The following is a 12,783-nucleotide window of genomic DNA, read 5'->3' as shown; positions in this document are numbered from 1 at the left end:
ATTGAACTCGTCATATTTTTTAGCTTTTTCTTAATTAAAATTGGTTTTTTTGTATGAAAAAGTGGGTTATGAATAAATATGTAAGTAAAATAGTAGAAAACAAATGGTCGCAAGAGCTGTTTATTTTACTTATTTCGTTTGTGCTTTTTACCCTCAACGATTGGATATTGATTCATAATTGGCGAAGCTTACTTACAGGTTTTTGCTATTTTTTATTGCTTTACATTCACGCACAAATTAACCGCGCATTTTTATTACCTATTCTGTTAAAAAAGCAGCAACCTTTACTTTATATTTTAGCAAGTATAGGTTTATTAGGTGTTTTTACAATAATAACGTACCATTCTGTTACGCTTTGGATTTATAAAAACTGTTTTTTATATAAATCTATAGCACAAAAAAGCTATACGTACCAAGCAGGAACTTTAATGGTAAGTTTAATCTGTATTGTTTCTATTAGTTTAATATTCAAGTTTTATCGAAATAGTAAGCGAGAAGATAATAAAAAGCTGCTGAGTAAAAACGCACAATTATCCTCTTTAAAAGAGCAATTAAATCCGCATTTTTTATTCAATACCTTTAATACGTTGTACGGTATTAGTTTAAAATACCCAGAGCGTGTTCCAGATTTAATAATGCATACATCGCAATTAATGCGTTACCAGTTAGAATGTAGCGATACATCTACTGTGGTTTTAGAGCAAGAAATTGAGTTTTTAAAAAGCTACGTAGAGTTAGAAAAAGAACGTGTTGGTTACCGATGCGATATTAGTTTTACGAGTTCTATAGACCATCCAAATGCATATAAAATTGCACCAATGATGTTAATTGTGTTCGTAGAAAATGCATTTAAACACGGAACCGCATCAGCAGAAAAATGTTTCGTAAACATTACTATAGATGTAAAAGAGGGTCAATTATCATTTGTGGTGAAAAATAGTATTCCGAAAAAGAAACGAAAAATAGATTCTACTAAAATTGGACTTAAAAATACCTTAAAACGTTTGTCGTTAATTTATCATAACCATCATACCATAAAAATAACAGAAGAAGATGAGTTTTTGGTGAATTTACATATCAACCTAACAACAAAGCAGAATGACAACTAAAATTAAATGTATAATTGTTGATGATGAACCAGCAGCGCATTATGTGCTTTCGGACTACATTAACAAAAATCCTTTTTTGTCGTTAGAACATCAGCTGTATAATGGGTTAGAAGCTATGCAATATCTTACAAATAATCCTGTAGATTTAATGTTTTTAGATATTGATATGCCAGAAGTTACAGGTATGGAGTTGCTAAAAACACTACCTAATAAGCCAAAAACAATTTTAACCACGGCGTATAGCGAGTTTGCATTAGAAAGTTATGAATATGGAGTGATAGACTATTTATTAAAACCCATTTTTTATCCAAGGTTTTTAAAAGCAATAGCACATTTTGAGGATAAAAATGCTATTGAGAATAGTCCAGAACCAAAAGAAGAAGCAAAAGACATCTCTCTTAAAATAGGTAGCGATATGGTTACTATATTGTTAGATGATATTCTTTTTACACAAAGCTATGGAAACTACGTAAAAGTGTATACTATGAAGCGTACCTATGTAGTAACAATTACTACAACAGAACTTGAAAAGCAATTGCCTTCAAGTTTATTTGTTCGCTCTCATAAATCTTATATTGTAGCAATAAATAAAATAAAAACAATAGATAAAGATTGTTTGATAATACAGCAAAAATCTATTCCTATAGGTATTACCTATAAACGTGAAATTATGGAGATTATTAAGTTTAATTAATTACTTCCCAATACAGAAATTAGCAATCCTTTAAATACAGTGCCTTAGAGCTGTTAAGGTGTAAATAAGGTGTAATACTATGTTTTCTTATTGTTGTATAATATTTTTAATATTACGCTTTAAAATAATAATTGGATTAATGAATTCAATTGATTAAACTTATTATAATTTCTATTTTAAATAAAGTTTGTAGAAATTATTCATCCCTTTTCAGTCATATTCTTTATGGCATATTAACTTATTTAAAGAATTACTTTTTAAAACACACTTATTTCTCAATCATAAAAATGCCATAGCATCACAAAATTACTTTTAAATAAAGAATTAGTGCTAAAAAACTATTGTTCAAGCATCAATTGTTTTGTAATGAAATATTAGGAATTGAGTCGAGTCTCATTTAAAATCTTCTGTCGGGATTAAATGAACTTAAATCTAAAGTAGTCTTTTTTTCTGAAATTATTTCGGAAACTAACTTTCCTGTTGCTGGTCCTAAACTCCAACCCATCATCGCGTGTCCAGTTGCAATTGTTAAATTATTACATTTAGAAGATTTACCAATGTAAGGTAAACCATCTGGAGAGCAAGGTCTCAAGCCGCAGTCTGCAGACCGTTTTTCTGCTACAGTAATATTCAAATTAGTATAATAATTTTTTGCTGCATTGGCAATAGTCTGTACTCTCATTGGATTAATATTATGATTAATGCCAGCCATTTCCATTGTGCCAGCAAAACGTGTAAATCCTTGCATTGGAGTAACAGCTACTTTTGCTTCGCATAGTATTGCGGGAATTGTAATTCCTGTTTCTCTGTTTACATTAATTCTGTATCCTTTCCCTGCTTGTATTGGAATTTGTAAGCCTAGTTTTTTAGTCAATAATGGGCTCCAACTTCCAGCTGCTAAAACAACTTCATCAGCTTTTAATTTTTGTTTGTTTGTTATTATTTTTGAAACTGTTCGGTTTGTTACCTCAATATCTTTTACATCTTCATTAGCATAAAAAATAACTCCTTTTGTCTTTAAAAACTTTACCATTTCTGGCATAAAATCTGTTGGAGTCATATGTGCATCTGAATCAAAATAAATAGCACCTTTAATATTCAGGTTTGCATTTGGTTCTAGAACATCCACTTCTTTTTTAGTTAAATTTTTAACACCTAAACCTTCTTCAATTCCACGTTTACCGATCTTCCATTCTGCTTCACCAACTTTATCAGATTGATAGCACATTAATAAACCTTTACGTTCATAATGAAAATTAAAAGTGTTAGATTCTTTAATATCTTCATATAAATCTCTACTTAAAAGATTAATAGCTTTAATTACGGGAATTGCTTTTTCCACTTTAGAGGCAGTAGCAGATTTTTTAAACGCCCAAGTCCAATTTAAAAAATCAGCATTTAAACGGGGTTTTATATAAAAAGGACTAGTTGGATTAAACATCCACTTAATCCCTTTATTAATCATTCCTGGAGCTGCTAACGGAATAAAATGACTAGGTGTTATATAACCAGCATTAACATAAGATGCCCCGCTTGAGAAATTAGACTTATCGATTATTGATACTTGATGGCCTTCTTTTACAAGATAATAAGCTGTACTTAAACCTATTATTCCTGCACCAATGATTATTACGTTTTTATTCATATTAAATTACTTGGAAACCATGTGCATAAGGATCATCTTGATCATCAATAGTAATTGTATTGTATCCAAAAATTTTTGCCCAGCCCTGTATGCTTGGTATTATGGCTAGTTTACCATCTAAAACGGTTTCTTTTTCAACACGTCCTATAAATTTACTTCCAATAAAACTTTCGTGTATAAACGCTTCTCCGGCTTTTAATTTTCCTTTGGTATACAATTGTGCTAATCTAGCAGAGGTGCCAGTTCCACAGGGACTTCTATCTATAGCTTTGTCTCCATAAAATACAGCATTTCTTCCTGATGATGTTGGGTCTAAAGGATTACCTGTCCACAACATATGTGTTACATGTTTTATGGCTTCATTTTCTGGATGAACAAATTGATTAGGATATTTTTCGTTAATTCTGTCTCGTACTATTTGAGAAAATTGAATAACCTTTGACGCTGTAAAATTATGAATACCAGAGAAGTTTTTCTGAGGGTCTACTATGGCATAATAATTTCCACCATAAGCAACATCAAAAATAATCTCTCCTAATTCAGGACAATCTATTGTTAAATCTTGAGCGGCTAAATAACTTTTTACATTAGTAATTTTTACCCATTCTACCTTATTGTTTATTTGCTTGTATTCAATTTCTACTAAACCAGCAGGCGCTTCCATTTTAATTTTCCCTGGAATTTTAGGTTGTATTAAACCCTCTTCAATTGCAATTGTAATGGTACCAATTGTACCATGTCCACACATTGGTAAGCAACCTGACGTTTCAACAAATAAAATAGCAAAGTCATTTTCTGGATTATGTGGTGGATACAAGATGCTACCACTCATCATATCATGCCCTCGAGGCTCAAACATTAACCCTTTTCTTACCCAATCGAATTCTTTTAAAAAATGAAGTCGTTTTTCGCTCATGGTATTTCCAATCAATTTTGGACCTCCACTTTTTATAACCCTAACAGGGTTTCCGCAAGTATGTGCATCTATACAAACAAACGTGTGCTTACTCATTTCTTAATTTTTTGATCTTATTCCATTTATAACTCTAAAAATATTGGAAGGATTATTGTTTTTTAATTCATTTGGCAACAAATCATTTGGCCAATCTTGATAACTAAACGGACGTACCCAACGCTTTATAGAACCTATTCCAACTGCTGTAAATCTGCTATCCGTAGACGCAGGATATGGACCTCCATGTACCATAGATTCGCAAACTTCTACGCCTGTTGGAACGCCATTAAAAATAATACGTCCCACTCTGTTTTGTAGCGCTGTAATTACTGCTGGATAGTTAGCAACTTCGTTAGAATCAGAAATTACAGTTCCTGTTAATTGCCCTTCTAAACTGGCAATAACGGTTTCTAGTTCTGATATGTTTTCACATTGGACAATCATAGAAAAAGGTCCAAAAACTTCTAAATGTAATGTCGAATTTTCTAAAAATGTTTTTCCATCAACAGAAACAATAGCTTGTGTTGCATAATTGTTTTGAACGTCGGATCTATAGTTTGCTGTTACTGTAACGTTATCTTGAGACACTACTTTTTCTTTATTTCTGACGTATCCTTTTTTAATATTTGGATGCAACATACACGACGGATTTATTTTAATAATTTCTTCTGATACGTTGTTTATAAAACTTGTTAAAGCGTCACTTTTAATACCTAATAATAATCCTGGATTTGTACAAAATTGACCCGTTCCTAAAGTAATAGAACTTGCATACGTTTTAGCAATTTCTGCTTGTCTATTTTCTAATGCTTTGGGTAAAATTATAACTGGATTTATACTTCCCATTTCAGCAAAAACAGGAATTGGTTCTGCTCTTTTTGAAGCTAATTCGAATAAGGCTCTTCCGCCCTTTATGCTTCCAGTAAAACCAACTGCTTTTACTTTTGGGTGTGCCACTAATTGTTGTCCAACTTCTATTCCACTAGAATTTAGATTAGAAAACACACCATTTGGCATTCCTGTTTTTTCAGCTGCTTTAATAATTGCAGATGCTACTAGTGCTCCTGTTCCAGAATGCATTGGATGGGATTTTACAATTACTGGGCAACCTGAAGCTAAAGCTGCTGCTGTGTCTCCACCGGCTGTAGAATAGGCTAAAGGAAAATTACTTGCGCCAAAAACGACTACTGGACCTAAAGGAATTAACATTTTTCTGATATCTGATCTTGGCATTGGCTCTCTATTAGGTTGTGCTGTATCTATTGTTGCCTCAACCCAAGACCCTTCTGCTACTAAATTTGCAAAGTTCTGTAATTGTCCAATTGTTCTTCCTCTTTCTCCTTTTGCTCTTCCTTCTGGTAGACCTGTTTCTGAGCAATATGTTTTGACCAATACATCGTCTAGTGCTAAAATTTCATTGGCAATTGCGTTTAAAAATGTTGCTTTTTTGATTCCAGGAACTGCTCTAAATTCTTTAAAAGCTGATGCTGCTAAATTTGCTGCATCATCAATTTCTTGAGCTGTTGCTTCTGTAAAAACAATAGCATTCTCTGTATTTAATTCCGGATTAAAGGTTTTGTATGTTTTGGTTCCGTTGGCAGATAATTGATTGCCAATAAAGTTTTTTCCTGATATCATCTATACTTATTTTTTAAATGTTTTTTCAATTTTATTGGTTTGTAGCTACTTCTTATTGATTCTAAAAATTTTTTCAATAATAGCTTGAGATTAAAAAGTTTTTTTTCAAAATCATAGCTAGAATAAAGAAGCTTTTTCTTTTAAATATTTGAAAGGCTTAACCTAGTAAGTCGAGAACTTCAAGTCTTTCTTTTGCAAGAATATATCTTGCACGGACATCATCAATTTGCTGTTGTGTTAATTTCTTACCAAAAGTACGTAGCCCCCCAGCAACATCATTATGATGAATTCCCATAGCAAGCTTAAGATATTCCATAAGCAGTGGCTGAGCATCCAGATACGATAATGAATTTAAAGCCTGAGAAATTTCGTATGCTTTAGTCCATTGTCCATTTGAAACATACTCCTGCATAGTTACACTTGCTTTTGGGAAGATAGTACCTACACCTGTAATGCCACCACTTGCTCCAGCAAGTCCGGCATATATAGTAACTGTGTCTACTCCAGCCAAAACTTTTAAATCTTTATTCTCTAACATCAAGGTTTCTATAATTGAAACATCTATAGTTGATATTTTAAGGGCTGTTACCATAGGAAGAACAGAAAGTCTTTTAAGAAGTTCTGTTGAGAGCGAATGGTAACCGGCTGCATCAGGATTGTTATAAGGCATAATTGTTACGCCTACATCTTTTGCAGTTGCTTCAGAAAGTGCATAGTACTCATACATTTCTTTTTCAGAAGGAACCGCTTTCGTTTTTGGAGGCATAACCATAACTGTATCAACTCCAACTGTAGCAAGTCCCTCAATAATTTTGGCAAGTTCTTCCTTAGTTTCTGCTGCTGCTCCGCTAATTAACGGGACGTTATATTTTTTAGCAACCTCAGAAAGGGATTTAAGTAAAGAAAGACGCTGGTTATTGCTCAGGTAACTATTCTCACCCAGGGTTCCAGAACCGACAAGTCCACTCATTCTGCTTCCGCTTTTTCCTTGAACCTTTAAAATGTCTGCAGCCTGTTTTTGTGTTGCATCAAGGTCAATTTCAAGAGCTCCAGACTTTGACTCTTTCAACCAGGTAAACACAGCTGGCATAACGCCATTCCATTGTATACTCATAATTCTATTTTTAATGCTAGTAAAATTAAAGAGTTAACAAATTTTAAAATAAGATTAAATTATTCAATTTTGATACTATATTATCCTTAATGCTATATAATTTTGTAATATTGAATAATTTTAGATTAAAATTTAATTGTTTTTAAATGAAAGTTTTACCATTTAAAATTCCTAAACCAGATAATAACTCCTTAATTTATCAAGAAGATATTGAATTGGTGTTTTATGATAAATTGCACCAACATGATGAAATTCAAATAAGTTTTATCGAAAAAGGTAGTGGTTCTTTATTGGTTGGTGATCGTATTTCTAGCTATTCTGAAAATGATCTTTTTGTTATTGGAAGCAATTTACCTCATGCTTTTAAAAGTGATAAAAACGCAGTAATTCACTCTAAAATGTTGAGTCTGTTTTTTACAGCATCTTCTTTTGGAGATTCTTTTTTTGAATTGAATGAACTAGCTGAAATAAATCATTTCTTATCTAAAACTTTACAAGGTTTAGAGGTTAAAACACATAAAAACGATATTAAAAAAAACTTTATAAAACTAAAAGATGCTTCTAAATTTGAACGTTTTATTTTATTTTTAGAAATACTAAAAAAAATTTCTAATGCAAAATCAGCTCCTCTTTCAACGTTTATTTACAATAAAAAATACACTGATATTGAAGGAAAAAGAATGCGTAATGTATTTGATTTCACATTTGAAAACGCGTATCAAAATATAACTTTGGATGATGTTGCAAACGTTGCTAATATGACAAAAAATGCCTTTTGTAAATATTTTAAAAAACGAACAAATAAAACGTTTATTAGTTTTTTAATTGAATTACGGATTGAAAATGCTTGTAAATTATTAATAGCTGACAAGGATTTATCTATTAATGAAATTGCTTTTAAATCCGGATTTAATAACATTTCTAACTTTAATAGACAATTTAAGATTATAAAACATATGACTCCCAATTCATTTAGGAAGACTAACCTTTAATGGAACCTATACTACATTAAATTTTTTTTAGTAAAAATACGAGATAAGTAGTATTTTTTACTACCTTTCTCGCAAAATTACTATAATTGCAGTTATCTGAATTTATAAAAGAACGGCTTTCATTAGAGAAATACTCTTTCTCTACAGAAGAACTTTATACCGCTATTGAAAAAGATAAAAAATATGTTAAATCTGATTTATCGTATTTAACGAAAAAAGGGGATATAATCTCTTTAAGAAAAGGTTTTTATTTAATTATTCCGCCAAGGTATTCAAAGCAAGCAAAATTACCGATTGAATTATATAGTGATAATTTATTTAAAAGTATAGACAGGCCTTATTACATAGGGTTGTATTCTGCAGCTAAATTCCATGGGGCAAGTCATCAGCAAATTCAACGTGACTATATCATTACATCCACACCAACTTTATTAGATATTGATAAAGGAGCTATTAATTTACGTTTTTTTACAATTTCAAAATGGCCAAGGAAAAATATAACCACTAAAAAATCAGATGCAGGGTATTTCAAAATATCTGACTCAGTTCTTACAGCAGTAGATTTAATTTACCATCAAACAAAACTTGGGGGCATTAATAGGATGTTGTCTGTATTAGAGGAGCTAATAGAAGAAATTCAAGTTTCTGATTTAAGAGATTTGCTTAAATGGTATCCACATAAAAGTGCTTTGCAAAGGTTTGGCTTTTTATTAGAAGAACTTCAAGCAGATGAAAAATTAACAAGCATTCTTTTTGAGTATATAGATTCTAATAAATTTTATCCTGTATTACTAAGCCCAAAATCAAACCAGAAACCTGGAGCAGTAGACAATAAATGGAAAGTTGATGTTAATATTAAACTAGAAAGTGATTTATGATACCAAGACCATATATAGCCAAATGGCAAGAACAAGCACCTTGGAAATCATTTTCTCAGATGATTTTTTAAGAGAAAATCTTGCCTTTAGGGGAGGTACGGCTTTACATAAATTATACCTAAATCCCGCACCAAGATATTCTGAGGATATCGATTTAGTACAAATTAAAGAAGGGCCAATAAAACCAATTATGAAAAGAATAGGGGAGGTAGTAACCTTTTTTGAAGAACCTAGAAATACAAAAATTGGAGGTCATGGAGCTAAAGCGATGTATCGTTTTAATTCGGAGTATGAGAATATTCGATTACGCCTTAAACTAGAAATTAACTGTAAAGAGCATTTTAACGTCTTAGACTGGGTTGATTTTCCTTTTGAAGTAAAAAGCGAATGGTTTGTGGGAAGTTGCAAAATTAGAACTTATAGCATAAATGAATTACTAGGCACTAAATTAAGAGCTTTATATCAACGAAGCAAAGGACGAGATTTATTCGATTTAGATTATTCTAGACTCAATATAAAATTAGATATAGAACAAATTATAAAATGTTTTAAGGAGTACACTATTTTTTCAACAGGAAATAAACCACCGAGTCAAAAAGAATTTTTGTTAAACATAGAAGAAAAAGAGAATGATTCCAATTTCACTGGAGATATGGAAGCTTTATTACGACCTGAAATAGAATATAATCAAGAGGCTGCTTTTGAATGGTTAAAGAACGAATTAATAAATAAGATATAAAACAATAAATGACAAGTAACAATCAAAGAGCCGAATTACAAAGTCAAATATGGAAAATAGCCAACGAAGTGCGTGGTTCTGTAGATGGATGGGATTTTAAACATTTGATAATTCTAAAATAGCTGAAAACGATTATAACCTATCGGTAAGTTCTTATGTGGAAACTAAAGATACGCGTGAAAAAACAGAGTATTTACATTTCGTTTCACTAAGTGCTTGCAGTTCAGAATGTGTAAGGTATTCTCTTTTAGATTCCCCTTGGCTAAATCCTTTGACCGATTTAACAACATCTATATTCAAATATCCTTCAGCGTAAGCTTCTCTTAATACAGCACGCAATTTATTGAAGTAAGTGTATTTTGTGTTTTGAGATAATGGTGTCTCCCCATTTGTTCTAGCCTCTTTATGAAGGTATTTTTTAAACCCCTTTAAAAAGTCTTCATCAATATCTTTAATGGCTATATTGAGTTTGCTAAAACGTTCTAGGTGCTTAAATGCAGCTTCCCAATTATCATAATTACCTTTGCTTTCATATCGCTCCTCCTGAAGTTTTTTGTAATAATCTAAAAGCAACGTTTTTCCCTTCTGATTATCTTCAATATTGAATTTGCCTTTTATTAACTCCGCTTTTTTAAGCGTTAATATATTTTCAGCAAGATTTAATGTTTGTTTGTTCTCATTCTTTTCATTTGCCGTGATTGGGTTGCCGTGTAAATAAAGTTTTAAATATTCAAAAGCCCTATCGTGAATCGTCTTTCCATTCTCATCTATAGAATAGCCATTATAATACTCCAAGTATAGACTAATGCGTCCAGTTGCAAGTTTCTTTTTTCTAAGACTTATTTTCATAATTTGAAATTTACCTATTGTTAAACTACATTTTAAAAAGATCATCTATGTCAGAACGTTTAACTCTAATAGTTCTTTCTCCAAAATTAATCGCTTTGATATTACCTTTTTTTATATTACGATATACAGTTTTTATGGAACAACTCAAGAGCACTGAAACCTGCTTTGGAGTTAAAAATTCCAAAACATTTAATTTTTCTACTTCTAACGTTATTTTATGGGTAGTTTCTTCATTGCTTTTTGAGATTTTAGCTTGTTTTACTTTTTCTTTATAATGCCTGCTATTGCATTTGTGTGAGCAATATTTGGTTGTAGTTTTTTTAGCCGTAAATTCTTCTTTACAGTATTCACAAATTCTTTGTACTTGAATTTTACTACTCATTATAAACTAACTATATAAAGTTATAAGAGGTCCTAAGAAGTCCTATGAGGACATAAAAGGACATAAGAGGACATTTTGGCGAAATAACCTATAATGAGGTGTAAATTTTACACCTTTTAAGAATTTAGTAAAAAAAGGTGTAAAAATGGTGTGAAAATATTGAAAATATAAACGTAAAAAAGAAAGAGAAGGAATATAGGTGTTTTTGTAATCATTTGATTTTTAGGTATTTGACGTCAAATGAAATTAAATGATATCAAATAAAATACTTATTTACTTCCCAATACAATATTTAACTACCCTTGTATTCATTGGTGCTATTGTATTTGGGCAACAAATAGCATACAAAAAATGGATAATAAGAGAAGATTAGTAACAACTATTAATAAATAGAGCAACAAATATAGCATAAAAAAAACCGCTCGATTAGAGCGGTTTCCAAATAAAAACACCAAGCATTAATTAGCTGTACCAGAGCCTAAATAAATACTGTTTGATACTTGACTACCATCAGCAGAAATAAAAGCCATAAATAGCTCTACTGTATCTCCTGCATAAGTTGTTGGGATTGGAATAATTTGAGAACCTACTGTTCTGTCTGCTCCATCAAGTAAAGAAATGGATTCCTTTTTTGAAGGATTGTAAACCAATAACATCGCCTTGTCAGTAGCATTTGCGTTACCTTCAGCAGAGTTATCATCCCAACCAAACGTTACTTCTCCAGCAGTTGCTAAATCAGTCGTTGGGTTTAGCACACCAGATAAACCTCCTCGACTTACTAAAGCGTTCGGATAGTCAACAACAAAGTTAGGTTCAGTACCTGTAATAGCATTATTCAATACATACGACATTGCAGCATTAAATTCTGTTTTCTTAACAGCTAACCCTTTATATCCTAACTTAATAAAAGGCTTTACAGCCTGTAAAAATTCTAAAGTGGCAGTAAACTTGGTTCTTTGGTTTACTTGACCAACAGTTCTTGGATTGGCTACACTTGAAGGTTTAATTCTAATGTAATCAATTCCTTTCCAGCTTCCACCGATAACGTTACCAACCTTACCTGAAAGACCTCCTAAAATACCTTGAGCAATTTTACCCATAACATAAATAATTTAAATGAAACATAATTTTCTTCGGACTTGGTACGGACTTAACACGAAGTTGTACCTTCCGCTGAAATATATGGCAAGTTTTATGCTATTCTTTTGATATGGATTTTGTTGCTTTAGATTGCTTCTTTTTGCATTTTAGAAAATAAACTTTGGATATATGATACTTTCAAATCTGCCATTTTTGAAATAATTTTATGAAGCTCCTTTTCCTTTTTATTAATTGCTGACACAATATTAATATGTTTTTGCAACTGAATTGCATCATAAAACAATGAGCTGTAGCTGTTTTTCAAAGTGTTCCTACAATCATCTATTGAAATAAACGGAATAACACTACCTTTTAAATAGTAAGCGTAAAAACCGCCTATTTGCAACATCATAGATAAGTGAAAAAGTGTGTGTTTTACCTCTTCTGTTGTAGTAGTGACAACGAAACAGTTAGCACAGGATTTTTAGAGTGGTTTTCCGCTGTTTAGACCTTTGTTTAGAATGAAAAAATGAGGGTTCGAGTAAGTCTTTCCGACTTGGTGTGTTTTTAGTTCAAAAGTTGACATAGCTATCCAATTTAAAATTGCTTCGCTACGCTTCGCGCCATTATTTTTTTTGAAAAGAAAAAAGATAGCCATAGTTGTTGTGGCGTGGGTAAGGCTGTCAAGGTTTTTGGATAAAAGTTTTT

The 12,783-nt window shown here is 31.5% G+C and carries 12 protein-coding genes and 1 pseudogene; 5 read left to right on the top strand and 8 right to left on the bottom strand.

From position 1 onward, the window contains the following. Positions 1–53 precede the first annotated feature (53 nt). Positions 54–1,109, top strand: a complete 1,056-nt coding sequence (locus CELLY_RS16230; RefSeq protein WP_235183531.1) for a sensor histidine kinase — start codon at positions 54–56, stop codon at positions 1,107–1,109. After that, positions 1,099–1,803: a LytR/AlgR family response regulator transcription factor gene (locus tag CELLY_RS16225; RefSeq protein WP_013622796.1), complete on the top strand. Its 705-nt coding sequence runs from the start codon at positions 1,099–1,101 to the stop codon at positions 1,801–1,803. The genes CELLY_RS16230 and CELLY_RS16225 overlap by 11 nt, the downstream gene beginning before the upstream one ends. Positions 1,804–2,200: 397 nt before the next feature. Here the strand turns inward: CELLY_RS16225 and CELLY_RS16220 are convergent, their stop codons facing one another. The 4 genes from CELLY_RS16220 to CELLY_RS16205 all read right to left on the bottom strand — a co-directional run bounded on the left by CELLY_RS16220 (position 2,201) and on the right by CELLY_RS16205 (position 7,155). Continuing rightward, positions 2,201–3,448, bottom strand: a complete 1,248-nt coding sequence (locus CELLY_RS16220) for an NAD(P)/FAD-dependent oxidoreductase (protein ID WP_013622795.1) — start codon at positions 3,446–3,448, stop codon at positions 2,201–2,203. A 1-nt stretch (position 3,449) separates the two neighbouring features. Then, a complete protein-coding gene (locus CELLY_RS16215) occupies positions 3,450–4,460 on the bottom strand; it encodes a 4-hydroxyproline epimerase (protein WP_013622794.1) in 1,011 nt (336 codons plus the stop codon). Positions 4,461–4,463: 3 nt separating this feature from the next. After that, positions 4,464–6,041 carry an aldehyde dehydrogenase (NADP(+)) gene (locus CELLY_RS16210; RefSeq protein WP_013622793.1) on the bottom strand — a complete coding sequence of 526 codons (1,578 nt, stop codon included), beginning with the start codon at positions 6,039–6,041 and terminating at the stop codon, positions 4,464–4,466. Positions 6,042–6,198: 157 nt separating this feature from the next. Further along, positions 6,199–7,155 carry a dihydrodipicolinate synthase family protein gene (locus CELLY_RS16205; protein WP_013622792.1) on the bottom strand — a complete coding sequence of 319 codons (957 nt, stop codon included), beginning with the start codon at positions 7,153–7,155 and terminating at the stop codon, positions 6,199–6,201. 146 nt (positions 7,156–7,301) lie between these two features. On the opposite strand from CELLY_RS16205, the gene CELLY_RS16200 reads away from it, so the two are divergent. The 3 genes from CELLY_RS16200 (at position 7,302) to CELLY_RS16190 (ending at position 9,764) form a co-directional block, all read left to right on the top strand. Next, the gene (locus CELLY_RS16200) at positions 7,302–8,147 is read left to right on the top strand and encodes an AraC family transcriptional regulator (RefSeq protein WP_013622791.1); all 846 of its coding nucleotides are present in this window, start codon (positions 7,302–7,304) and stop codon (positions 8,145–8,147) included. Between the two features lie 86 nt (positions 8,148–8,233). After that, positions 8,234–9,025: a type IV toxin-antitoxin system AbiEi family antitoxin domain-containing protein gene (locus CELLY_RS16195; RefSeq protein ID WP_013622790.1), complete on the top strand. Its 792-nt coding sequence runs from the start codon at positions 8,234–8,236 to the stop codon at positions 9,023–9,025. A gap of 22 nt (positions 9,026–9,047) precedes the next feature. After that, positions 9,048–9,764, top strand: coding sequence for a nucleotidyl transferase AbiEii/AbiGii toxin family protein (locus CELLY_RS16190; protein WP_013622789.1), 717 nt, complete (start codon positions 9,048–9,050; stop codon positions 9,762–9,764). A gap of 153 nt (positions 9,765–9,917) precedes the next feature. On the opposite strand, the gene CELLY_RS16185 is transcribed toward CELLY_RS16190, so the two are convergent. The 4 genes and pseudogenes from CELLY_RS16185 to CELLY_RS17365 all read right to left on the bottom strand — a co-directional run bounded on the left by CELLY_RS16185 (position 9,918) and on the right by CELLY_RS17365 (position 12,733). Beyond that, complete coding sequence (locus CELLY_RS16185; protein ID WP_013622787.1) at positions 9,918–10,613, bottom strand: phage integrase SAM-like domain-containing protein; 696 nt, start codon at positions 10,611–10,613, stop codon at positions 9,918–9,920. A gap of 25 nt (positions 10,614–10,638) precedes the next feature. Further along, positions 10,639–10,995, bottom strand: coding sequence for a helix-turn-helix transcriptional regulator (locus CELLY_RS16180; RefSeq protein ID WP_013622786.1), 357 nt, complete (start codon positions 10,993–10,995; stop codon positions 10,639–10,641). Between the two features lie 458 nt (positions 10,996–11,453). Next, positions 11,454–12,095 (bottom strand): DUF6266 family protein, encoded by a 642-nt coding sequence (locus CELLY_RS16175; protein WP_013622785.1) that lies wholly within the window; start codon positions 12,093–12,095, stop codon positions 11,454–11,456. A gap of 125 nt (positions 12,096–12,220) precedes the next feature. Continuing rightward, positions 12,221–12,733 (bottom strand): annotated as a pseudogene (locus tag CELLY_RS17365) (DUF6943 family protein). Between the last annotated feature and the right edge of the window lie 50 nt (positions 12,734–12,783).

The sequence above is a fragment of the Cellulophaga lytica DSM 7489 genome (assembly GCF_000190595.1).
Taxonomy (GTDB): domain Bacteria; phylum Bacteroidota; class Bacteroidia; order Flavobacteriales; family Flavobacteriaceae; genus Cellulophaga; species Cellulophaga lytica.
This window is presented reverse-complemented; position numbering and strand designations above follow the sequence as displayed.